The 21,531-nt window shown below is 58.9% G+C and carries 23 protein-coding genes and 1 tRNA gene; 11 read left to right on the top strand and 13 right to left on the bottom strand.

Annotated features, from left to right (window positions below):
* Window positions 1-10: 10 nt before the first annotated feature.
* The 3 genes from KI792_12135 to KI792_12125 are packed head-to-tail and all read right to left on the bottom strand — an operon-like array spanning window position 11 to window position 2,704.
* Window positions 11-733 (bottom strand): nitroreductase, encoded by a 723-nt coding sequence (locus KI792_12135; protein MBV6633766.1) that lies wholly within the window; start codon window positions 731-733, stop codon window positions 11-13.
* 16 nt (window positions 734-749) lie between these two features.
* Window positions 750-1,484 (bottom strand): FadR family transcriptional regulator, encoded by a 735-nt coding sequence (locus KI792_12130; GenBank protein ID MBV6633765.1) that lies wholly within the window; start codon window positions 1,482-1,484, stop codon window positions 750-752.
* 11 nt (window positions 1,485-1,495) lie between these two features.
* Window positions 1,496-2,704 (bottom strand): acyl-CoA dehydrogenase family protein, encoded by a 1,209-nt coding sequence (locus KI792_12125; protein MBV6633764.1) that lies wholly within the window; start codon window positions 2,702-2,704, stop codon window positions 1,496-1,498.
* Window positions 2,705-2,862: 158 nt separating this feature from the next.
* On the opposite strand from KI792_12125, the gene KI792_12120 reads away from it, so the two are divergent.
* The 5 genes from KI792_12120 (at window position 2,863) to KI792_12100 (ending at window position 5,841) form a co-directional block, all read left to right on the top strand.
* Window positions 2,863-3,396, top strand: coding sequence for an AraC family ligand binding domain-containing protein (locus KI792_12120; GenBank protein ID MBV6633763.1), 534 nt, complete (start codon window positions 2,863-2,865; stop codon window positions 3,394-3,396).
* A 45-nt stretch (window positions 3,397-3,441) separates the two neighbouring features.
* On the top strand, window positions 3,442-3,720 hold the full coding sequence (locus KI792_12115) for a helix-turn-helix transcriptional regulator (GenBank protein MBV6633762.1): 279 nt from the start codon (window positions 3,442-3,444) through the stop codon (window positions 3,718-3,720).
* 70 nt (window positions 3,721-3,790) lie between these two features.
* A complete protein-coding gene (locus KI792_12110; protein MBV6633761.1) occupies window positions 3,791-4,696 on the top strand; it encodes a TerB family tellurite resistance protein in 906 nt (301 codons plus the stop codon).
* An 81-nt stretch (window positions 4,697-4,777) separates the two neighbouring features.
* Window positions 4,778-5,539: an AzlC family ABC transporter permease gene (locus tag KI792_12105; GenBank protein ID MBV6633760.1), complete on the top strand. Its 762-nt coding sequence runs from the start codon at window positions 4,778-4,780 to the stop codon at window positions 5,537-5,539.
* Entirely contained in the window at window positions 5,536-5,841 is a 306-nt protein-coding gene (locus KI792_12100) for an AzlD domain-containing protein (GenBank protein ID MBV6633759.1), read from the top strand. Before KI792_12105 ends, KI792_12100 begins: the two co-directional genes overlap by 4 nt.
* A 3-nt stretch (window positions 5,842-5,844) precedes the next feature.
* Here KI792_12100 and hemN read toward each other — a convergent pair whose 3' ends face one another.
* Window positions 5,845-7,206 (bottom strand): oxygen-independent coproporphyrinogen III oxidase, encoded by a 1,362-nt coding sequence (gene hemN / locus KI792_12095; protein ID MBV6633758.1) that lies wholly within the window; start codon window positions 7,204-7,206, stop codon window positions 5,845-5,847.
* 226 nt (window positions 7,207-7,432) lie between these two features.
* Window positions 7,433-7,897: a thermonuclease family protein gene (locus KI792_12090; protein MBV6633757.1), complete on the bottom strand. Its 465-nt coding sequence runs from the start codon at window positions 7,895-7,897 to the stop codon at window positions 7,433-7,435.
* A 125-nt stretch (window positions 7,898-8,022) separates the two neighbouring features.
* Between KI792_12090 and KI792_12085 the strand changes: the two genes are divergently transcribed.
* A tRNA-Gly gene (locus tag KI792_12085) sits at window positions 8,023-8,097 on the top strand.
* Window positions 8,098-8,133: 36 nt separating this feature from the next.
* Here the strand turns inward: KI792_12085 and KI792_12080 are convergent.
* Window positions 8,134-8,664: a GAF domain-containing protein gene (locus KI792_12080; GenBank protein ID MBV6633756.1), complete on the bottom strand. Its 531-nt coding sequence runs from the start codon at window positions 8,662-8,664 to the stop codon at window positions 8,134-8,136.
* Window positions 8,665-8,987: 323 nt separating this feature from the next.
* On the opposite strand from KI792_12080, the gene KI792_12075 reads away from it, so the two are divergent.
* The gene (locus KI792_12075; protein ID MBV6633755.1) at window positions 8,988-9,389 is read left to right on the top strand and encodes a hypothetical protein; all 402 of its coding nucleotides are present in this window, start codon (window positions 8,988-8,990) and stop codon (window positions 9,387-9,389) included.
* 98 nt (window positions 9,390-9,487) lie between these two features.
* The gene (locus KI792_12070) at window positions 9,488-10,633 is read left to right on the top strand and encodes a hypothetical protein (protein ID MBV6633754.1); all 1,146 of its coding nucleotides are present in this window, start codon (window positions 9,488-9,490) and stop codon (window positions 10,631-10,633) included.
* A gap of 8 nt (window positions 10,634-10,641) precedes the next feature.
* Here KI792_12070 and KI792_12065 read toward each other — a convergent pair whose 3' ends face one another.
* Genes KI792_12065 through KI792_12055 form a run of 3 tightly spaced genes read right to left on the bottom strand, consistent with a single transcriptional unit; the run spans window position 10,642 to window position 13,117 of the window.
* Window positions 10,642-11,520 carry a high frequency lysogenization protein HflD gene (locus KI792_12065; protein ID MBV6633753.1) on the bottom strand — a complete coding sequence of 293 codons (879 nt, stop codon included), beginning with the start codon at window positions 11,518-11,520 and terminating at the stop codon, window positions 10,642-10,644.
* A gap of 6 nt (window positions 11,521-11,526) precedes the next feature.
* Complete coding sequence (locus tag KI792_12060) at window positions 11,527-12,180, bottom strand: DUF1007 family protein (protein ID MBV6633752.1); 654 nt, start codon at window positions 12,178-12,180, stop codon at window positions 11,527-11,529.
* On the bottom strand, window positions 12,173-13,117 hold the full coding sequence (locus tag KI792_12055) for a rhodanese-related sulfurtransferase (GenBank protein MBV6633751.1): 945 nt from the start codon (window positions 13,115-13,117) through the stop codon (window positions 12,173-12,175). The genes KI792_12060 and KI792_12055 overlap by 8 nt, the downstream gene beginning before the upstream one ends.
* Window positions 13,118-13,188: 71 nt before the next feature.
* Here KI792_12055 and KI792_12050 point away from each other — a divergent pair, with 71 nt between their 5' ends.
* Window positions 13,189-14,289: a hypothetical protein gene (locus KI792_12050; protein ID MBV6633750.1), complete on the top strand. Its 1,101-nt coding sequence runs from the start codon at window positions 13,189-13,191 to the stop codon at window positions 14,287-14,289.
* On the opposite strand, the gene KI792_12045 is transcribed toward KI792_12050, so the two are convergent.
* Window positions 14,286-14,918: a DNA-3-methyladenine glycosylase I gene (locus tag KI792_12045; GenBank protein ID MBV6633749.1), complete on the bottom strand. Its 633-nt coding sequence runs from the start codon at window positions 14,916-14,918 to the stop codon at window positions 14,286-14,288. The two genes, KI792_12050 and KI792_12045, sit on opposite strands and share 4 nt — an antisense overlap.
* Before the next feature lie 9 nt (window positions 14,919-14,927).
* The gene (locus KI792_12040; protein ID MBV6633748.1) at window positions 14,928-16,148 is read right to left on the bottom strand and encodes a hypothetical protein; all 1,221 of its coding nucleotides are present in this window, start codon (window positions 16,146-16,148) and stop codon (window positions 14,928-14,930) included.
* A gap of 167 nt (window positions 16,149-16,315) precedes the next feature.
* On the opposite strand from KI792_12040, the gene KI792_12035 reads away from it, so the two are divergent.
* Together KI792_12035 and KI792_12030 are read left to right on the top strand one after the other, a co-directional pair.
* Window positions 16,316-16,879, top strand: a complete 564-nt coding sequence (locus KI792_12035; protein MBV6633747.1) for a LemA family protein — start codon at window positions 16,316-16,318, stop codon at window positions 16,877-16,879.
* An 18-nt stretch (window positions 16,880-16,897) separates the two neighbouring features.
* On the top strand, window positions 16,898-18,085 hold the full coding sequence (locus tag KI792_12030) for a M48 family metallopeptidase (protein MBV6633746.1): 1,188 nt from the start codon (window positions 16,898-16,900) through the stop codon (window positions 18,083-18,085).
* Here KI792_12030 and KI792_12025 read toward each other — a convergent pair.
* Window positions 18,078-19,310 (bottom strand): acyl-CoA dehydrogenase, encoded by a 1,233-nt coding sequence (locus KI792_12025; GenBank protein ID MBV6633745.1) that lies wholly within the window; start codon window positions 19,308-19,310, stop codon window positions 18,078-18,080. The genes KI792_12030 and KI792_12025 overlap by 8 nt on opposite strands.
* 119 nt (window positions 19,311-19,429) lie before the next feature.
* Window positions 19,430-21,307 (bottom strand): glucans biosynthesis glucosyltransferase MdoH, encoded by a 1,878-nt coding sequence (gene mdoH, locus KI792_12020; GenBank protein ID MBV6633744.1) that lies wholly within the window; start codon window positions 21,305-21,307, stop codon window positions 19,430-19,432.
* Between the last annotated feature and the right edge of the window lie 224 nt (window positions 21,308-21,531).

Raw genomic sequence — 21,531 nt, 5'->3', positions numbered from 1 at the left:
AAGGCCGCGCCTAGTCGAACCCGTGGAAGCTGGCGAAGGTGTCTAACCCTTCGCGTCGACTGATCAGCCTGTTCGCGATGGCATCTGTATCCGCGTAGCCCATGGCCATCCCGAAGGCCAAGGTGTGGTCGGCTGAGATACTCAAATGCTTCTTCACAATCGAATGGTAGTTGCACCAGCTTTGCTGCGGGCAAGTGTCGAGGCCATGGCTGCGGGCCGCCACCATAATCGATTGCATAAACGCGCCAAGATCAATCCAAGAGCCATATTCCAGCTTCTGGTGGATTGAGAAGAATAGGCCAACCGGCGCATCGAACAGCAGGAAGTTGCGCCCATGCTGGGCAATCATCTTCTCTTTCTCACCCTTCTGGATGCCTAGCAGGCCATAGAGGTCCCAACCGAGCGCCCGCTGCCGGGATTTCCAGGGATCGCCCAGCTCATCGGGGTAGTAGGCATATTCCGGGGCATCTGGCTTCTGCCCTGCCATATGGGCGGCGTGCTGCTCGGCAACCAGGGCGTCGCGCACGGCACCGGTACAGACATGCAAGTGCCAGGGTTGGGTGTTGGTTCCGCTGGGTGAGCGGGCGGCCACCTCAATGATGTGCTTAATCAGCTCGGGATCGACCGCATCAGATTTGAACGCGCGGGTTGAATGGCGGGAGGTGATGGCCTCCTCAACCGCGTTGCGGGCCTCGGGCAGGGCAGCGGGTTGATAATCATCCGGCGTCGTCATGGGCTGATCCTTTAGGTTAGGCGCGGCTTACCTGTACCGGGCCGTGCAGGTCAAAGCCGGCATGTTCATAGCCACGCTTCAAATCGTCGATGTGCTTCTGCATCCAGCGGCGGGTCTCGCCCGGGTCGCGCTGTCTCATGGCGCCCAGAATGTGCTCATGCGCTTCAACGTTCCGGGTGGTGGCCTGGGACAGTTGGCTCATCACCTTGCTGACCGCCGGGTTGAACATCAGATTGATCGGCTCCCGCGCTAGGATCAGGACACGGTTGCCTGATGCCTCGCCAATGATCTCATGGAATTTGCGGTCCAACTCAATCGACTGTTTGGGTTGGCTGACCACGGCGCGCGCCTCTTCGATATTGGCCTCCAGCGCGTCCAGCTGATCGTCGGAGATGTTGGTGGCCGCCGCTTCAGCAATCGCTGGTTCCACTGTGATCATCGCGCCCCAAAGCTCCATGAAGGTGACTTGATGCATGGTGAGCGCGCGGCTCATCCCGGCGGCGAGTTGATCTTTCGATGGGGTGCTGACGATCAGGCGGCGGCTGCTCGCCCGCTCAACCAGGCCGGTCTGCTCCAGCAGTCGGATAGCCTCACGAACCGTGGAGCGATTAACGCCGAACTGACCAGCCAAATCGGTCTCGGTCGGCAGCTTGGCACCGGGCTTGAGGCGGCCCTTCATGATCTCGCCTTCAATCGCATCATAGAGGCGGCGATAGGTGGGGGCCGTGTTGATCTTGGCAAAACTCGCCATGGTTTTTGTCCCTAGTTTTTGTTGGCAGTTTTATCGGAAGCGGCGGCTAGGCGTGATTTCATAACGCGCTTAGCAATGGCCCAGCGATGCACCTCGGATGGGCCGTCATAAATACGGAAGGCGCGGATATCCTGGAAGATGCTGGCGACCACCGTATCGTCACTAACACCGGTCCCACCAAGGATCTGCACAGAGCGGTCGGTAACGCGGTAGAGCGCTTCAGACACCGCGACCTTGGCCATGCTGCTCTCATGTCGCCCCTTGCGATCCTGGTCGAGGATCCAGGCCGTGTGCCAGACCATCAACCGTGCCTGGTGAAGGTCTAATTCATTATCCGCAATCTGGGATGATAGGCCGCCATGCTCGGCCAGCTTCTGGCCAAAGGCACTGCGTTGTGCGGCGTAATCGCAGGCAATGTCATGGCATCGCTGGGCGGCACCCAACCAACGCATGCAATGTGTTAGGCGGGCGGGCGCCAGACGCACCTGCGCATAGCGAAAGCCCTCACCCAACTCACCTAAGATGGCCTCAGGCCCAACACGCAGGTTATCGAATACCACCTCGCCATGGCCGCCGGTGAAGCTGCGATCGATGGTATCCATGATCCGCTCAACCCGGAAAGCCGGATCGGCTGGATCGAATAGGAACATGGTGGCGCCATGGGCGTCGGCGACCCCTTCCGGCACCATGGCCATAACGATGCCAATCTCGGCGCCATCAGCACCGGTGATGAACCATTTGCGGCCGTTGATCACCCATTCATTACCGTCTGGCACGGCGGTGGTCTGTAGCAGGCCCGGATCGGCACCGGCACCGCCGGGTTCAGTCATGCAGAAGATTGAGCGCTGCTCACCCGCTGCTAATGGCTTCAGGTAATTTGCCTGCTGCTCTGACGTGGCGATCTTCTCCATCATCGCCATGTTGCCCTCATCCGGCGCCATGCAATTCAGCGCGGTCGGCCCAAGGGGGGAGTAACCCGCCGCCTCAAATACCAGGGCCTGCCCCCGATGGTTTAGGCCAAGGCCACCAAACTTCTTTGAGACATGGGGGGCAAACAGTCCCGCCTGTTTTGCCAGGGCATTCATCTCTCGGCGTAGATCGTCACTCGGCCCGTGCTGGCCCCAACGCTCATCCCGTTCAAACGGGATGATCTTCTCCACGACAAAGTCGCGGGTACGGTCGAACAAATCCTGCTGTTCGGGGGTGGGGGTAAAATCAATCATGCGGGCGGCTAGCCTGATTGCTGGAGCGTACGATTGTCGGACATGTTGGCGCGCACTTTAGGCGCTTGATTTCGGCCCTGTCCATCACCTCTTAAAATTGGTTGTGCAATTTTATCCAAGACCCAAAGCACGGGTCATGGCAGGCTGTTGTGACGATGACTAAAGCAGTTCCTCAATCTGAGACCGTCGATACCGATCGCCTACAGGGTGGTGAGAAAGCGCATTTCTGGCGCCGGCATGATTACGACAATCTGGAATGCTTGAGCGCGAACTTCACCGATCATCAATACGATCTGCACACCCATGACACCTTTGCCTTTGGCGTGATCACCGCGGGGACTGAGCGATTTATGTGCGATGGCCGCGAATATGTGGCCAAGCCCGGGCAACTTTGCCTGGTGCATCCAGGTCAGGTGCATGATGGCGGCCCGGCCGATAGTGGCTTCACCTACCGAATGTTCTATCCGTCGGTGAGCTTGCGGACCAACCGCGCTTATGAGCTGCGTGATGGTCGTGATGACATGCCAACCTTTGCCAACCCGGTGATCGACGATCCAATCCTGGCCGATATCGCGGTTGAACTGCATAAACGGCTGGAGGCACAGCCAGACAGCATGGCGATCGATCAGGCCTTGGAGCAGATGCTCGCCATGCTGATTGATCGGCAAATGGCGACCGAGGATTGGTAGGCAAACTTCAACCCAGATAAGGCAAGCCGAACGGCGCGGGCCTACATGGACGCGAATTTCGCCGATGATATCGGGTTGGATGACCTAGCTCAGGCAACCGGGGTTAGCCGGTACCAGATCCTGCGCCGGTTCAAGACGGCGTATGGTTTTACGCCTCATGCCTATTTGATCGACTGCCGTGTGCGGGCCGCGCGTAAGCGTCTAGCGGCGGGTGAGGCACCGGCCGATGTGGCAACTGATTGCGGCTTCTATGACCAAAGCCATCTGAACCGCGCCTTTAAGGCCCGGGTGGGTGTGACACCAGCCCGGTATCGGGCACTCTAGCCACCCGCGATCAATCTCAGCATTTCGTATTCTGGCCGCTTCGGTCTATGCTGCGCCCGTTCAAGGGAGCATGGGCGCTCTGGAGGCCAGATTGGGCATCCTGTCAAAAATCACGACCTTAATCGGGCATACCGATGAGCCACCGGTTTGGGGCCAACAGGCCGCAAAACCGATGTCTGATGGCGCGCTTTATGCCGAGCCACCAATCGATTTAGGCGCGGTTGATCTGTGCGGCATCAATGGTGTGGATGTTCAACTCAGTGATGGTTGGACCGCAACCGATGGTGACCTTTGCGGCACGGAGATGATGCTGCGCTTCGCCGATGGTGCGCAGCACCGCGTGCGGGTCATGCTGCTGCTGCGCCACCCGGATGATGGGGTGGTAATCGTTGCCCATTGTTTTGAAGTGGCGGAAACGCGCTACTTCCCCGTCTCCGCCATTGATGCGGTGGTTGAGAAAACCGGAGAGGCGGCAAGCGCACCAGAGTTCCTGCGCAATGCGCTGCAGGTTGATCTTGAGACAGGGGACAAGGCTGGCGCTGGGGTTGAGGCACGGCGCCGCTTTGCCGATGGCTGGCGTATTCTGGCCGCCATTGCCCATGCCGATGGATTTATGGATGACCGGGAAGTCGACGTGATCACCGACTATCTTGGCTCTGAATGCGAGTTACTGCGCATGGCCTGGGGTGAGGAAGATGACGCAGCGATGTTTGCGTTCATCCGTCGTCAGCGCCCGGGTGCAGCCTTGCTGGGGCATTGCCTAGCCGGGCTTGAAGAGGCCGGGGAAGAGGCTTGCGAACGCTTAGTCGAATTCGCCTATGACCTGATGGAATCTGACGGTGTGGTTGATGAGACCGAGGCCGCATTGCTGGATGAGATTGAGGCCGCCCTCGATGCCGCGATGATGGCTGCTGAGGATGGGGATGATGACCTCCTCGATGAGGGTGACGAGCTGGCCGAGCCTCGCGCTGAATAACCTGCAATATCTTCCAAGACCTTAAGTTCTGGTGACGACATGCTGATCGGCATGATCCACCGGTTTTGAAGGTCTGGTTCAATGGCAGAAGACCAACACGCGCAAAACACAACCCAAGACAGCCCGAACACCTGGCGAGAGTTTGGTAAGGGCGTGCTCGATATGGCGCCCCTCCTCATCGGTTTGGTGCCATTTGCCCTCGTCTTTGGGGCGCTGGCCGCTGATCGCGGCATGTCACCGCTTGAGGTTGGGCTGATGAGTGGGCTGGTGATCGCCGGTGGCTCACAGTTCGTGGCGCTTGAGCTTTGGGCCGATCCGCTGCCCGTCCTACTGCTTGGCCTCTCGGCCCTACTCGTCAATTCTCGCCACATTCTAATGGGTGCCACCGTTGCCCCGCAGGTCAAAGGCTGGTCGCCCGGCACCCGGTATCTGGCCCTGTTTCTGATGGTGGATGAGCTTTGGGCCCTGGCCCTGCGACGCAGTCGGGTCGCCACGCTGACCCCGGGTTATTGGTTTGGACTTGCCATTGTGTTGTGTCCCGCCTGGGTGGCGCTGACCGTGATCGGGGCAATTGGTGGTGGCTTCCTGCCGGAGAATGCGGCCCATGATTATGGCCTCGATTTCGCCCTCGCGGCGGTCTTCCTCGCCCTGCTGAAGGATTTCTGGCAGGGCCCGCGGATTAGTTTAGCGCCCTGGGTCACCAGCGCGTTGGTGGCCGTCGCCGTGCATCAGATTTTCCCTGGCCCCTGGTATGTGGCGGCGGGTGCCGTCGCTGGCCTACTCGTCGCCCTGATCCAACCACCAGTGCCCAAAGCCACTGCGGATGAGGGGGTGTCATCATGACGATTAGCACCGCGGCGCTGGCGGCCATCTTGCTGATGGCCATTGCTACCTATCTCACCCGGATTGGTGGGGTGCTGCTGATCCAATATGTGCCGATCCGGGGGCGCCTTGCGACTGCGCTTGAGGCGATGCCTGGCGCCATCCTGATCGCGGTGATCGCACCGATTGCACTCGCCACCGGTTGGCCGGAGACCATTGCGGCCGCCATCGTGTTGGTCGCGGCCATCAAGCTGCACACCGCACTCGTCGTACTGGTCGGTATGGCTAGCGCGGGGCTGCTGCGGGCGCTGGCTGGGATTTAGGGCTTAAGCCGCTGGGGCGTGCTTATCCTTGGTGGGGTCAAGATAAGCATCGAACACCGCGGCCACATTCCGGCTTAACCGGCGGCCGGTTGGCGTTAGGCGCAAGCAGTTATCACTGACCAGGATCAGCCCATCCTCTGCCAAATGGTCGAGGCTTGGCAGCAGCCGGTCAAAGTGGTTGGCGTCGAGGCCCGCCTTGCGGCAATGCTCGGCCAGGTTCACCGTCTGCTCACACATAATGGCGGTGATAATCCCACGGCGCAGCTTGTCCTCTGGGCNCAATTTCACACCTCTCGCGATTGGGTGCTGGCCATTCTGGATCGCTTTCCGATAGTCGCCAATATGGGTGAGGTGCTGGGTGTAACCCTGGGGTAGGGCGCTAATCGATGACGCACCGAAGCCGAGCAGTACCTCACTTTGATCGGAGGTATAGCCCTGGAAGTTCCGTTGCCGCTCACCAGCGCTCCAACCTTCAGCAAGTGGATCATGGGGCAGGGCGTAGTGATCGAGCCCCACCTCAACATAACCAGCAGCCAGGATGGCGAGCCGTGCCGCCTCACTCTGTCTCAAGCGTTCGCCGATACCGGGCAGGCCCTTATCCTCAACCGTTGGGTCTTCGAGCAGTTTCTGATGCTTCTTGAACCACGGCACATGGGCATAGCCGAACACCGCCAACCGGTCGGGCTGTAACGGCAGCACCTGCTCAATCGTGCGCAGGACATCGGCCACCTCTTGCCCAGGCAGGCCGTACATCAAATCGAGATTGATCGCTTTAATCCCGGCGCGGCGGAGGCGATTAACCGACTCCTCAATCAGGGATAGTGGCTGCACCCGATTGATCCGCTCTTGGATCGCTGGGTTCAAATCCTGCACGCCCAGACTAACCCGGTTCATCCCACCCACGGCAAGGGCGCTGATGAAGCAATCGGTTAGATCACGTGGGTCCAACTCACAGGCAATCTCGGCACCCGCCTCAAAATCAAAACCCAGCTGCAAACAGCGGAGGATTGAGACAAGGTCGGCCGGCGCCAGCATATTCGGTGAGCCACCGCCAAAATGCAGATGGCCCACCGGCCCCACCCCCCGGGCACGTTCGTTGAGCGTGCGGTAGACAAGGGCAATCTCTTCGGTCACCAGATCGGCGTAATCGGCGACCCGGGTTTCATCGGTGGTGATGTTGGTGTTGCACCCGCAATACCAGCACAGCTTGTTACAAAACGGGATATGCAGGTAGAGCGACAACCGATCCTGTTGGGTCAGCGCACCCAACCACTCATGATAGGTGTCCGGCCCCACCGCATCGGTGAAATGCGGCGCCGTCGGATAGGACGTGTAGCGCGGCACCCGGGCTTCGGCATAGTGCATCAAATGGGCGGGCAGGGGCCGGGCCATGGACGCGATATCCGCCGTTGGCGCGGTGCTTGGCGCCTCAACAACAGAAGCCCCGGGCGACGGGGTCTTAGGTGATGTGGCCTCGGTTGAGGGAGGCTGTGAGGAGGGTGTCTGGTGCATCATGGGCAGGATAATGACCGGATCACCGCACCCCCACATTGATCCACGTCAAGGGAATGCACGCCGGTGCTATGCCGCTTCACTCCACCAAGTGGCGGGCCGATACCTGACAAAACTGGGGCTTGGTGCTGGTTCTGCCATCCCATGGCTCGGCAATGCCGGCCGTGACCAGCGCCGTGGCCAAGTCGCCCCGACCGTCATGAACCTCGGCGATGAAGCGGCCGCCATACTTACCGGGCCGCACATTAGTCAGCCAAACGGTCTGCCCCTCAACCCGGTCGCGCAGCCAGCGTGTCGCCGCCTCTCCCCGCTGACGCTCTGCCTCACAGGCTGGGCGGAATGTCTCCGGGGCCTGGATGTCCGGTAGGCGAATGCGGGCGTCGATGCGCATGCCGGGCCATGGCATCGCCTCAACCTCAATCGTATCGCCGTCAATGACACGGGTAACCAGCGCCGCAATCTGGCTTTCCGCCCCGATTGCCGGTTGTGATGCGCTCGTTACCCAAATCAGCGCCAGACCTAGTGTCAGGAAAATAATCCTCATGGCGCCAATACTCTCATGACGCGATAATTTGTCAACACGATACAACTTAAAAGTGTATAACTGCCTAAGCTGGCCAAGGCCCCGGTCAGCTGTTAAATAACCGCTGTGCCGACCGGCACCGGTAAGCGGGTGTAGCTCAGGGGTAGAGCGTCAGCTTCCCAAGCTGAATGTCGTGGGTTCGAATCCCATCACCCGCTCCAATCACTTTCCCTATTCAAATTCCTCCCGGCGCCCGTCTATGACGCGGCAAAGGCTAGGGTTTGTGCGTCCAGCAACTGACCCCGTGCGACCAGGAAGTCGACGACCACATCGGCAAGGGCGCGAAGCAGGGCGCGGTCTTCTGGGCTGAAGCAGGGGCGGGGCAGTTCATCGATGATGCAGAGGGTCCCGATGGCATGCCCCTCGGGCACAATCAGGGGCGCGCCCGCGTAGAAGCGGATCTTTAGCCCCTCCAGGACAAAGGGGTTGGTCTTGAACCGTGGGTCGCGCCGCGCATCCGGCACCACCATCACCTCCTCAGTCATCAGCGCATGGGTGCAGAAGGAGACGTCGCGATCAGTCTCAGTCGCGTCCAAACCACAGCGCGCCTTAAACCACTGCCGTTCAGCATCGACCAGGGTGATCAGTGCCGTGGGCACACCGAATTGGTGGCTCGCCAGGTTGACGATGTGATCGAAGGATTGCTCTGCCTCACTATCCAAAACACGGTAACGGCGAAGCGCGGCCAAGCGTTCGGTTTCATCCGAGGGGATCGGGTACCAAGCCATAAGCGAGAACAATCAGGTCCAGTAAGTAGCCATAAAGCGCCGCAAAACCTGGCGGTGCCAATCGCAAAAAATACCGCCCCAACGGTTAAGGAAATCCAAAAAATCCCGATCAATCGCAAAAATTTTTTCAACCAGCCCAAACATATGGCCGAATTTTGGTAACTTTCTGAAAATATTTAGTTATTGGGCTTTCTAGATGGGCTTGAAAGCGCGCATTAATTGATAATAATCGACAATATGGCCTCATTGTTTCCTTTCAGCTTTCAATTAACAGGCGCTCAATAATCCTTAGCGAACGAATGAAACAGCGAGGTTTATTGACCATGGCATTTAACATCGTCGGGCGGCCGGGATCGACTCCAGCCATATTCGGTGATGAGGCTGATATGAAGCTGATGACTAAGGTCAATATTGATCGCGTCACCGGGTCAGTAACCCTGGAACTCGCAAACCCCAACCCCCGCAAACGCCCGCAGCAAGTGCCGGTGACCGGGGCTCTCGCCAACATCATTGCCCAGGCTAAGAACGTCATCACGGTCGCCGTTGATCGCTTTGGCGAAACGGCGAAGGCTGAGCTGATCTCCCTCGACCCGCTTACCTATGGTGTCCGTCATGCGCTGGGCCAGGCCGAGCTGGATAAGACGGTTAGCGGCCTCATGACCGGTGGCAGCATGACGGTAGAAACCGTGGTGCACCGCGCAGGTTTGCGGCGGTTTAAGCGGTAAAGCCGCCCCGCCCGCCCGTTGGGCAACGCCACGGGCCTTAACTCTCCCAATCTCCCCCAGACCTCCCTTAGGTCTTAGATATGAAAGGTAACCTGCCCATGGGCTGGAACGATGACCCCTACGCTTCTCCCTTCCTTCGTTGGGTTGATCGCAACAAGCAACGCCTCGCCGCTGGTGCCGTTGCCGGTATTGCTGGCCTGGCCATTTTGATGAACACGGTGAACTTTGGCCCCACCCAGCTTGGTCCGGGGGCCGCCGCTGATTGGATGCAGGGTGAGGTGCGATATGAGCAGGTCATTGATACCTCGCCAGGTGAGGAGGCAGTCCTACAAATCAATGGTTGGCAGCTGGAAGAGGGGCGCTATGCCTATCCTGGAATTGTGGTCATTGCCGGTGACATCACCACCGACAATTTCCGCCTAAGTGCTGACCAGATCATCGTCGATGGTTCAATCGACGCCACCGGCGTGGTGTTGGAAGCCCGCCAAGCACCAGAAGACGCGGTTGAACGTCCCGGGCTTGGCACCGTTGATGTCGAGGGCGGGGTTGAGATGACCGATAGCCGTATCGGCTCACGCCACACGACCCAGATTAATATTGCCAATGATCTAACCGGCACGGATAGCGAGCTGCGCGCGGGTGAGATCAACCTGGCTGGTTGGGCCGCCGGTAACAACCTGACCTTCAACGGTCATGCCATCACACTTGATGGCGGGGTTGATGGTAACCGCATCACGCTGAACACCCAGTTCGGCTTGGATAAACAGCATATCGATGGCGACCTCTATAAGGTCAGCCTGGGTGGTGACATCGTTGTCCATGGTGGCATTTATGGTGATGGCAATCGCGTGCTGGGTGGCCAGGTGCAGATCGGCGGCGATGTGGAGGCAAGCAACCTCACCATTGAGGGCTACCTGCCAGAAACTCACGAGAAAGACGTGTCGATCGTTATGGTGCCGACCCCGGTGCCAAACGGGAATGGCGGCACCACGATCAGCTTGCGTCCCCAAACCAACGTCGATTGGAACCCGCAAGGCCTGTTCGATGCCGATAGCACGACCCCGGCGGTGACCATTGCTGGCTACACCTCAGGTCACAACATCACGATTGAGGGTAATGCCGGTGTGGTCCATGGCGGCTATGACAGCCAGAACGTGACGGTCAGCACGAGCTTTGAGCGGCCAATCACCCAAGATCGCGGCATCACCATCACCGCCCCTAAAACGGCGATGAGCCCAGCCTAAGCCGGCCGCTACAATTGCAGCGGGTGTGCCGGTGCGCTGAACGACCAGTAGAGCAGCGAACCCCCAAACCATGTGAGCAGTAGGCCACCACCGATAAGCAGGGTGGCACTCGCAAGGCCGATGAGGTTGGCACTGCCGTGGCGGCTAGCGAACTGGCCGATTTGATCCCGGGCAAGGATGGTCACAATGGCCAAGAGTGAGATCGCAATCGCAGTCCCGCTGGACATGGCGAGCACGGCAAAGAAGCCGAGCGCTGTCTGACCAATCGCACTGGCAAACACCAGGACAAGAATGGCACCGGTGCAAGGGCGTAACCCCATGGATAGGATAACCAGTGCCATGGCGCCCAGGCCCTGGCGCGATTTCTCCACCTGCGCCGCATCGGCGACATGATGATGGTCACAGCACCCATCATGGTGGTGATGCTGATGTTCATCACCATGGTGATGGTGAGGCGACGCCTTGGCTAGGGAGCCACGTAAAGACCGGCCACCACGTAGCAATAGCCAGAGGCCGAGGCAGAGCACGAGTGCGAAGCTGACCCGCTCACTCCAATCCACCGCGAGATCGGTGTAACCAACCAGGGACCCAACCACCAGAACGACGCCGTAAACCAAGATGATGGCCGTCGCCCCCTGCACCATGGCGCCGAGGCTGGCGAGTAAGACACCACGGGCCAGCCAGGCGGGCTGGGTTGCCAGATAGGTGGTGATGATCACTTTGCCATGGCCGGGTCCGGCGGCATGGAAAAGCCCGTAGAGAAAGCTGAGGCCCACAACCCACCAGGCGGCCGCGGGATCGCCACTGACCTGCTGAAAGCCAGCGATCAGCCGCTCATGCAGGTCACGCTGGGCTTCAAACACGGTGAGGATAAGATCCTGCCACATGGGCGCTTAGACCTCGTCACAGGTGATGGTGACGGTCTCCGTGAACAACCGGCCGAGGCCTTCCGGGGCGGTGACCTGTGGTGGGATGCTGGCGGCGAACAGGATCTGCTCCGTCGTTGGGGTTGGCTCAATCAACTCGTGATGGCAGTGATCATCCAGGCCCTCAATCACGATGGCATCGCCGTCTAGGCTGTGCCGCATCTGAATGTAATAGGTTGGATCAAACACCTTATAGGTCATGGGTAGGCCCGCAGCGCCGCCGGTGACCGGGACGGTAAACTGCATCTGGATTTGCTGGTTGATCAGCATGGTCTGGCCTTTGACCGCCTCACCAATCCCAATCGGCCTGTCGCCCTGACTAACCTCCGTGAAGTAGTCGAAGGCCGCCAGTTCTGAGAGGTTTTGGCCCATGATCTCATCCAAGGCCCGCTGCTGCTCGTCAGCGCTGGCGCCACGAAGGTCGAAGAGGGCAAAGGCGGTATAGGCCGGGTCAAACAACCAGAGTTGTTTCAGGGCACTAAGCTCACCTGCCGCATTAAAGACCGCGGTAACCTTAATATCGATAAAGGCATGGGGATGGGCGCGGGCTTTGCTGACCGGCATCAGCGCCAGGATCAGCATCAGTGATAGGGCAATGGGACAGCCGCACCGCCTAGCCATCGGTATCGGCCAATTCAGCATCATCAGGCTTTGGCACGCCCATATGCTTATCACCGCGCTTCTGGGCCAGCTCAACCTGCCGTTGCCGCTCAGCGAAGCGTGCGCGGTCTTCATCGGTGAACTCATCAATGCATCGCGGGCAGCTGACACCCAACCGATAGGCTGGATGGAGTTTATCGGCCTGGGACACCGGGCGACGGCACGCGCGGCACATGTCGTAATCGCCGGTCTCTAACCCCTGGCCGACGGATACCCGCTCATCAAAGACAAAGCATTGGCCATGCCACCGGCTCTCATCCTCCGGTACATCCTCAAGGTATTTCAGGATGCCGCCCTTTAGGTGGAAGACATCTGAGAGCCCCTCATCAACCAGCCAGGATGTCGCCTTCTCACACCGGATGCCGCCGGTGCAGAACATGGCGAGTTTCTTACCCTCAAACCGCTCCGCATTGGCACGCCACCAATCGGGGAATTCGCGGAAGCTTTGGGTGTCTGGGTCCACCGCCCCGTCAAAGCTGCCGATTGAGACTTCGAAATCATTGCGGGTATCGATCAGCACCACATCATCCTGGGCGATGAAGTCGTTCCAATCCTTCGGCTCGATATAGTGGCCAACCCGGGCGGCTGGGGTCACGCCCTCAACACCCATGGTCACGATCTCACGCTTCAACCGCACCTTCATCCGGTGGAAGGGTTGATCGGCACTGCCGCTCTCTTTCCAGATTAGGTCATTACAGCCGGGCAGGGTGCGGATATGGGCGATGGCAGCATCGATGCCTTTCCGGCTGCCGGCGATGGTGCCGTTGATCCCCTCAGGCGCCAGCAAGAGCGTGCCGACGACGCCATTTGCCTCGCACAGCTCAAGCATAGGCGCGCGTAAGGCTTCCGGGTCTTCGAACCGGGTAAACTGGTAAAGGGCGGCAACAATCCAACGCATGATGCCCGCGTTGTAGCCGATCGGCGCAGTGCTGCTCAACCACGCCGATGACATGGTAGGTTAGCGTTGTTGTGAAGCGTAATGTCGGACGAGCGATGGCCGTCACCTCTGAAACCGCTGCTGGGCTTACCCAGGATCAGAAAAAGCCAGGCTTTAGCCTTGGCGCTGTTTGGAACAGCCCGTGGCTGCTGATGCTGCTGGCCGCCATTACCGGTCATGCCTTTGCGGTCCATGGGGTTGGCCTTTATGGCGCCCTGCACGCGGGTAGCATTTACGATTTGGGTGTCGAGGTCATCTATGCGGAGGAGTTCATCTTCCGCGTACCCTTAGTCCTCGGCTTCCTGGCGCTGTTCGCCCGCGACCTTGGCTTGCGGATGTTGCTGCTGGCCACCGCCATTGCCTTTGGCTTGAACAGCCTCGACTTCTTCGATGGCATCTTGCACCGCTTCCTAGATCAGAATGATCTCTACCCGCTGTCTCTGCGGCGCGGCGACCCAAGCCAGGCGGTGAACTCACAAATCCCGATCAGCTTTGCCTATCTGATCGTCTATCTGGGGCTCGTGGTATCCGCCTTGATTAAGGCGCGCCGGAGTATCTCTCGGATATTCCTGCTGCTGATCATGACAGCGACCCTGGGCACGACGACCCTGTTCCATCAGCTACTGCTCGACGGGGCCTTGGTTACGGCGATTGATCAAGAGCGGATGATCCATCGCCAGCACCTGAGCGCCATTGCCACTGTGCCGGATGAGGGGACTTTTGAGCGCCTCTGTGCGGTCAGTGCGACCAACTGCGTGGTGGGTGATATGACGGGTCCGCCCCCGGCCAATGCCGATCCCGCCATTAATCAGGCCATCGTGCAGGCTTTCGGTCGCTTACAATCCGGACAATCGGAAACCGCCACCCATGCCGAGGCACAGATTGTCGGCGCACTGGATCTCGACCTTCGGGGTAAGCAGTTTGTCCTCCACCGGGAAGGCGAGCGATATCGCCTCGCGGTTGATATGGGGTCCTATAACCACTTGCCAGCCCGGTATAAGGTCTATTTCGGGACGCTGATGATCTTTGCCCATCTATGGTGGGTCTATGGCGGTATCGCCCTGCTTAGCTTCCACCGCAGTAAGTTTGCCTGGCGTTTTGCCAAGCAGCTGACAGTGCCGAAACAGGGTTAGGTTGGCCGCTTTAGCGCGGCGCGCTCCCGCTCAACCACCTCCCGGCACCAGCACCCTTCAAGGTGATCATTGACCAGCCCCATCGCCTGCATGAAGGCATAGGCCGTCGTGGGGCCAAAGAATTTCCAGCCGCGCTTCTTCAGGTCCTTCGATAACGCGATGGAGGCAGGTGTTTTGGTAATCTTTGACAGGGTCGCGTAGTCAAACCGCTTAGGCCGTTCGGATGCCGGTGGCTCAAAGCGCCAGACATAGGCAGCGATTGAGCCTTCCTGTTCAATCAACTCAAGTGCGCGTTGTGCGTTGTTGATCGTCGCCTCAATCTTCCCGCGATGGCGTATGATTCCGGCATCCTGAAGCAGGCGCTCAACATCCGCATCACCAAACTTGGCCACCTCAGCCGGTTCAAAATTGGCGAAGGCGGCGCGGAAGTTCTCCCGCTTGCGCAGGATGGTTAGCCAGCTCAAGCCCGACTGAAACCCCTCCAGACAGATCTTCTCAAACAGGGTGCGGTCATCGGTGGTCGGCCGCCCCCATTCATAGTCGTGATACTCGATGTAATCGGCATGCCCGCCGTGCCACCAGCACCGCGCCTTGCCGTCATCACCAATGATTAGGCCGTTCTCACTCATTCTTGGGTCCTAGGATTTCTCAGCCTTCGGTGCGTTTGCGATCGCTGAAATTAGATAGCCACGCAACCATTCGGCGGCCTTTTTATTAAGGCCATGGGCGATTTTCATCTGGCCCTTATCGCCTGCGATGATGACCGGGTTCATGAAGTTATCGGTCAGCACCCGCACTTCCTCAATATCACCCATGCGAAGCCGTTCAACAGGGCTTTTCACCCCAAAGTTCTGGCCGACAGCATCATGCCATTCCAACCCCTCAGGCGTGATCATCAAGTGGCGTGAGTGTTTCGCTTCCATCCGCATAATGAAGATCGGCAGGGCGACGAACATCACGCCCATCAAGACAGCGGCGAACCAGGCATCGCTATCGCCCTCCATAAGGGCGGCGCCCCCGGCGATGATCCCAACCACCGGGAAGATTGAGAGGAAGACCCGCGGCAGGCGGGAGACCTCAACATGCACCTTGATATGGGGTTTGCCGCCGCTTCTCTCATACTCAACCGTTAAGCCTTTAGGTGGTTGAGAGTTGGGGTCGAAAGTATCGGCCAGGCCGCCGCTTGCCACCTGTTCACTAATCGTTTGGTCAAGCGCGTCGCTGGCCCGGGCGGTGATGCTGTTGCCATCCTGGCGGAGGAGGGGAATGCCCAATTCTTTGGATAGGGCCTCAGCCTCATCACGTAAGGGACGGCGGCCGGTTTTTACCTTGATGGGCACCGACCATTTTTCCTCCAGATGCGCGAGCTCAAGGATCTGATAGGTGGTCGAGCTGTTCTTCCGCTTCACCACATATTCCCGGCTTAAAACGCCGGCGAACTCTGTGAAGTAGATGGTGCGGTGGCGGTTGCCCGTGATGCTGCGCCAGTGAATATCCAGCGCCTTATCCATGACCGTCACCTCGGCCCGTCTAAAGACGGCAAGGGTCGCAAAGATGCCGGTTATCGTGATGATAATGGCGGGCAAGATGAAGAGGATGGCACCATCTTTGCCCTCGCTCGTCATGATCTGGTCCAGATGCATGAAGCCGGGAAAGGCCAGGAATGCGGCCATAAACAGGCCAAGCGCCAGGGTGCCAAACACATTGCCCTTCAGGGTCATGCGCTCCCCGTTCTTAGTCACATCGAAATCGTGACGTGAGAGGGAGACGCCCCAGAAACTGCGGCCCATACGCGGTTTGATTTGGCTGTCGTTATAGCGGTTTGTGCTGTCCGCCCCAGCTTCATAGCCAAGAGTCATGGTCTGTTTGACGTCATATTAGCAAGTGATCTTGGCACTGTACCTGATCCGCACCGTGATCCGCGCCGGAAAATCATCCGGCCAGCGCATCGGTGATGGGGTGATGCGAAAGGTTTATAGTCTTACCGCATCCTTTCCTAGGTGCTTGTTTTTAGGGGATAAATCGCATGGAAATCTTAATCACGCTCGGCGTGCTTGGCCTGTTGGCGTTTATCGTTATCGGTATCTACAACCGGTTGGTTGCCCTTCGGCAGAATTGTGAGAATGCCTTTGCCGATATTGATGTGCAGCTGAAGCAGCGGCGCGATCTGATCCCTAATCTGGTGAATACGGTGCAGGGCTATGCCGGGCATGAGGAGAAGGTGCTGCAAAGCGTGACCGAGGCCCGTGCCGCCGCCATGGCTGGTGGCAGCCTGGAGAAGCAAATGGCTGCTGAAGCCCAGGTCAGCCGGGCACTGTTCGACCTTAAGGCCGTGGCAGAGGCCTATCCAGATTTGAAGGCGGATGAGAATTTCCAAAAGCTGCAGGATGAGCTGAGCGATATCGAGAACAAGATCGCCGCTGCCCGCCGCTTCTTCAACAACGCGACGGCTGAATTCAACACGGCGGTTGAGGTATTCCCCGCTGTCCTGTTTGCCGCGAGCTTTGGCTTCCACAAGCGCGAGTTCTTTGAACTGCCGGAGGATAGCCGCGCCGAATACGACAAGCCGCCCGAGGTATCGTTTAGCTAAGGCTAGCGAGCGGAACCCATGCAAACCGTCGGCTTACAAACCGCGATCTGGAACAACAATCTTCGCAGCTTTGCGATGCTTCTGATGTTCCCGGTGCTGATCTATGTGGTGCTGTTCATCGTTGCGATTGTTGGGGCCCAGTTCCTCGGTTGGAACGAGTTGTTGATCGATGGTCAGCGCTTGCGAATTCCGGGGCCGGTGGAGGTCCTGACCGATGGGCTGCCGACGGCGTTTGAGGTTCTGGCCTTACGCGTCGCGGCCGGTGTGTTTGCCCTCGTTACCATTTGGTACATCTTCGCCTTCTTCTTCCAGGAGCGGTTGGTCGATAGCTTTGCCAATGCCAGGCCAATGACGCGGAAGGAGTTTCCCCGCGCCTATAACCTGCTTGAAAACCTTTGCATCTCGCGCGGCCTGCCAATGCCCAAGCTTGGGTTGATTGAGAGTGGCAAGCTGAATGCTTTCGCCAGTGGTCTAACGCCTAAGACATTTCGCATCACATTGACCAGCGGCCTGATGAAGGTCCTGGATGATGAGGAGCTGGAGGCCGTGCTGGCCCATGAGCTCTCGCATATCATCAATCGCGATGTTCGCCTGATGATGATTGCGGCGATCTTCACCGGCATTCTGGCACTGCTGGCCGAGGGGTTTAGCCGCTCCATGATGCGCCCCCAGCGCCGCGTGCGTAGGGCGGCCGGTCTCAGCCGCTCTCGTGGAAGTTCCCGTAGCAGTAGCAGCGGTGGGGGTGGCGCGGGTGCCGCCATCCTGGCCATCTTGGTGGTGCTTTGGGTCGGTTACCTCTTATCGGTCTTATTGCGCATGATGATCTCCCGTCGCCGGGAGTACATGGCCGATGCCGGTGCGGTGCAGCTAACCAAAAAGGGTGAGCCGATGATCCGCGCCTTGCGCAAGATTTCGGCCCGCTCCCATATCGCTGATTTCGATGATGAGATGCGGATGATGCTGTTTGATAACAGCAAGCGGTTCATGGGGCTGTTCTCAACCCATCCACCGATCGATCAGCGGGTTAAGACGATCCAAACCCAGATGGGCATCGATTTCGACTACACGCCGCCCACCCGCTCACGCCGTCACAAGGAACTTGATAGCGGTCACCCAAACCCCTGGCGGGTTCGGGAAATGGGCCTGGGCACCAAGGGGCGCAGTAAGTCAAAGGCCCCGGGACAAGCGGATACGGGGCTTAGCTAAATGCCTGCAGGCCGGTTTGGGCACGGCCTAGGATCAGGGCATGGATATCGTGGGTACCCTCATAGGTGTTCACGGCTTCCAAATTCATCACATGGCGGATCACGTGATACTCGTCTGCGATGCCGTTGCCGCCATGGATGTCACGGGCAACACGGGCGATATCAAGCGCCTTACCGCAATTGTTCCGTTTCATCAGGCTGATCGCCTCTGGCGCGCCAGCGCCGGCATCCTTCATCCGGCCAAGCTGGAGGGCACCTTGCAAGCCAAGCGCGATCTCGGTCTGCATATCGGCGAGTTTCTTTTGGATAAGCTGGGTTTGTGCCAACGGCTTACCGAACATGGTACGTTCCATCGCGTATTGGCGGGCGGCATGCCAGCAGAATTCCGCCGCACCCATCGCACCCCAGGCAATGCCATAGCGGGCGTTATTGAGGCAGGAGAACGGGCCCTTTAGCCCTCGCACTTCTGGAAACGCGTTTTCTTCTGGGATCTCAACATCATCCATCACGATCTCACCGGTGATGGAGGCGCGGAGGGAGAATTTACCCTCAATCTTCGGGGCGGTGAGGCCCTTCATGCCTTTCTCAAGCACGAAGCCGCGGATCTGGCCCTCATCATCCTTGGCCCAGACCACAAACACATCAGCGATGGGTGAGTTGGTGATCCACATCTTCGCGCCTTTGAGAACGTAGCCGCCGTCAACCTTACGGGCGCGGGTGGTCATGGCCGCAGGATCAGAACCGGCATCCGGCTCGGTCAGGCCGAAACAGCCAACATATTCGCCGCTCGCCAGCTTCGGCAGCAGGCGGCGTTTCACCGCCTCGGTGCCATAGGCATGGATTGGGTACATGACGAGGGAGGACTGCACAGACATGGCCGAGCGATAGCCGCTATCCACCCGCTCAACCTCACGGGCGACGAGGCCATAGCTGACATAGTTCAGGCCAGCGCCGCCATACTCCTCAGGCAGGGTGCAGCCGAGTAAGCCAAGCTCACCCATCTCATTCATGATTTCGCGGTGGAACACCTCATGCCGGTTTGCTTCCAGCACGCGGGTCATCAGCTTGTCCTGACAGTAGGCATGGGCGCTATCACGCACCATGCGCTCCTCTTCACTCAATTGCTCGTCGAGGCGAAGCGCGTCCTCCCACTGAAAATCAGGGCGGACATTGTCGCTTGGCTTAACGGTGTTGAGGGTTGGGGCGCTCTCAGGAACGGCAGACATGGGGCAAATCTCTCTCGGGCAAATGGTTGCAATGCCATATTGGGCTTAGGCGCAACCTAGCAAGCCCGGCGGATGGCCGCAGCAAAAACCCGAAAGAGGATGAGCTGGTAAGGCGGTGCTTACGCCGCCTCTGTCTTCGGTTTTAGGCCGGGTTCCACCATGCCGCCGATATCGCTGTCTTGAACCAGGGCAGGTGTTGAGCGGCCCCGGCACCGGACCGTACGCAGGATATGCGGCATGTCCCGGTCTTCCGGGATGTCAAAGGCACCATGCTTAACGCACCAGGCCCCAAGCGCGGGCGCTGCCGTGATCACGGTCATTGGGATGACGAGGGAGAAGCCGAGCAGCATTGGTGCCGCCCAGGGCAGGATGCCCGGATTGTTAAAGGCGATGACCGCACCAATGGCGAGGCCGAATAGCATATGCGGCCAGTAATTGATGGTGGCCTCGCGCCAGCTAACCTGGCGGCCGTCGCGGCGCTGCGCTTCCCATTTGATCATTCGACCAAAGGGTAGACCGGCCTGGAACACGGTTTGGGTCAGGGCGATGATCGGCGCCAATAGGGTCATAACGATGAAGACCGCGAAGGTGCCGAGGGCAACCCGCCAGCCGCCGCCATACTGCTCGCGCCGCACTCGGCTGCATAGCACGCTGGCCGTGCCCATGATTTGCGGCGCCATATTGGTGAACAAGATGGTGAAGAACAGGCCGATGCCCAGATTAACCGGATAGATGCCAAAGCCTGGAACAAACGCCACCTGATAGGCGCCCGTTAGAACGAACAACATCCAAGCCGGGGCGCCCAGGAACATCTGGATCGCGAGGGCGAGCTGAACACGGCTGGTTGGCTTAAGCCCTGGCAGGCCAAGCAGCCGCCAATACTGCATATTGCCCTGACACCAGCGGATATCGCGCTTGATGAAATCCGGCAGGCTGGGTGGGTTTTCCTCAAAGCTCGCATCCTCAATTGGCCAAACGCGAACTTCAAAACCGCCACGGCGGATCAGGGCTGCCTCAACCTGATCATGGCTAAGGATATGGCCGCCCAGGGGTGCCTTGCCGGGCAGTATTGGCATCTCACCATGGTCGACAAAACTAGACATCCGGACGACAGCGTTATGCCCCCAGAACGGGCCGCAATCGCCATGCCACCAGGCCGAACCCATGGTGTAGGCGCGCATGCCATGACGCATGCCAAACTGGAACAGGCGGGCAAAGGCACTATCCGATGGCATGCCAACCACCAGGCCTTGCAGGATGCCGATCTGTGGGTTCGCCTCAATCTTGCGAACTAGCCGGATGATGGCATCGCCGGACATCAGGCTGTCTGCGTCCAGCGGGATAAAGAAGTCATACTTCCCGCGCCAATCTTGCGCGAATGCCATGACGTTGCCGGCCTTAAAGCCGGTGTTGTTGTCCCGGCGTCGGTAGTGGATCGCCACATCCTGCCCGGTGGTCGCGCGCCATTGCTCAACCAACAGCTCTTCCTCAGCCGCAATCTCAGGCTGATCGGTGTCAGAGAGCAGGTGGAAATCAAACAGGTTGGCAAACTGGGTGCGGGCAACGCTTTGCTGAACCGCCCGGAACCGGTCCAGTGCGCGCTGCGCATCCTCATTCCGCACGGTCATGACGATTGCGGTGCGGCTCTTAACCCGCGTCGCATCATCCACGAGCAGGCTGGGGGAAACATGGGCGACAGGGTCACGGGTAAACACCGTTAGGCCGAAGCCGATCATGGCATTCCAGAAGCCAATGGTTAGCCAAGGCAGGGTCAGGGTGAATGCACCCAGCATCACCATATCTGTCCAATGCCACCCGCCCGTGTTGAGCAGGATGGCCATGGCAGTGATCAGCAAGCCCATGCTGACCAGGTTGATAAGGGTAAACAGCACCCGGCGCCGCCGATAATCAGCGGCGGTTACCACGGGTGCATTCTCTGTCTTGGCAGTACCAGCTGTTGTGCTGGACCCGGCTTCTCGGGATGAAAGGTCTGTCAAAGCTTCTCTAATCTCAATAATCTCAGCGCCGCGAGGGTGTTAGGCCAAATCAAGCAATGCCAGGCAGCGATTGAGCGCGCGGGTTTACCGTGCTGGGCGGCGACGGCATACCGCAAAAATTGTGCAGAGCAAAATATCTTGAGTAACATGCGCCGCTGCTAATGGTTCGGCAAGCGCCTCACGTAGAATTAAAGCAAATGTGATGAATGGCTTAGCGGGCAAAT

This window comes from Alphaproteobacteria bacterium SS10 (assembly GCA_019192455.1).
Taxonomy (GTDB): domain Bacteria; phylum Pseudomonadota; class Alphaproteobacteria; order TMED2; family TMED2; genus TMED2.
Note: the sequence above shows the minus strand (reverse complement) of the source record. Positions and strands in the feature narration are given on the sequence as shown.

Excerpts from the sequence above, each read along its gene's own strand:
- KI792_12080 (MBV6633756.1), bottom strand. The coding sequence starts at position 8,664 with ATGGCTTGGTACCCGATCCCCTCGGATGAAACCGAACGCTTGGCCGCG.
- KI792_12030 (MBV6633746.1), top strand. The coding sequence starts at position 16,898 with ATGCAAACCGTCGGCTTACAAACCGCGATCTGGAACAACAATCTTCGC.
- KI792_12045 (MBV6633749.1), bottom strand. The coding sequence starts at position 14,918 with ATGAGTGAGAACGGCCTAATCATTGGTGATGACGGCAAGGCGCGGTGC.
- KI792_12100 (MBV6633759.1), top strand. The coding sequence starts at position 5,536 with ATGACGATTAGCACCGCGGCGCTGGCGGCCATCTTGCTGATGGCCATT.
- KI792_12060 (MBV6633752.1), bottom strand. The coding sequence starts at position 12,180 with ATGGCTAGGCGGTGCGGCTGTCCCATTGCCCTATCACTGATGCTGATC.
- KI792_12040 (MBV6633748.1), bottom strand. The coding sequence starts at position 16,148 with ATGACTCTTGGCTATGAAGCTGGGGCGGACAGCACAAACCGCTATAAC.
- KI792_12070 (MBV6633754.1), top strand. The coding sequence starts at position 9,488 with ATGGGCTGGAACGATGACCCCTACGCTTCTCCCTTCCTTCGTTGGGTT.
- KI792_12035 (MBV6633747.1), top strand. The coding sequence starts at position 16,316 with ATGGAAATCTTAATCACGCTCGGCGTGCTTGGCCTGTTGGCGTTTATC.
- KI792_12075 (MBV6633755.1), top strand. The coding sequence starts at position 8,988 with ATGGCATTTAACATCGTCGGGCGGCCGGGATCGACTCCAGCCATATTC.
- KI792_12065 (MBV6633753.1), bottom strand. The coding sequence starts at position 11,520 with ATGTGGCAGGATCTTATCCTCACCGTGTTTGAAGCCCAGCGTGACCTG.
- KI792_12115 (MBV6633762.1), top strand. The coding sequence starts at position 3,442 with ATGGACGCGAATTTCGCCGATGATATCGGGTTGGATGACCTAGCTCAG.
- KI792_12090 (MBV6633757.1), bottom strand. The coding sequence starts at position 7,897 with ATGAGGATTATTTTCCTGACACTAGGTCTGGCGCTGATTTGGGTAACG.
- KI792_12025 (MBV6633745.1), bottom strand. The coding sequence starts at position 19,310 with ATGTCTGCCGTTCCTGAGAGCGCCCCAACCCTCAACACCGTTAAGCCA.
- KI792_12110 (MBV6633761.1), top strand. The coding sequence starts at position 3,791 with ATGGGCGCTCTGGAGGCCAGATTGGGCATCCTGTCAAAAATCACGACC.
- KI792_12130 (MBV6633765.1), bottom strand. The coding sequence starts at position 1,484 with ATGGCGAGTTTTGCCAAGATCAACACGGCCCCCACCTATCGCCGCCTC.
- KI792_12135 (MBV6633766.1), bottom strand. The coding sequence starts at position 733 with ATGACGACGCCGGATGATTATCAACCCGCTGCCCTGCCCGAGGCCCGC.
- KI792_12055 (MBV6633751.1), bottom strand. The coding sequence starts at position 13,117 with ATGCGTTGGATTGTTGCCGCCCTTTACCAGTTTACCCGGTTCGAAGAC.
- KI792_12120 (MBV6633763.1), top strand. The coding sequence starts at position 2,863 with ATGACTAAAGCAGTTCCTCAATCTGAGACCGTCGATACCGATCGCCTA.
- KI792_12105 (MBV6633760.1), top strand. The coding sequence starts at position 4,778 with ATGGCAGAAGACCAACACGCGCAAAACACAACCCAAGACAGCCCGAAC.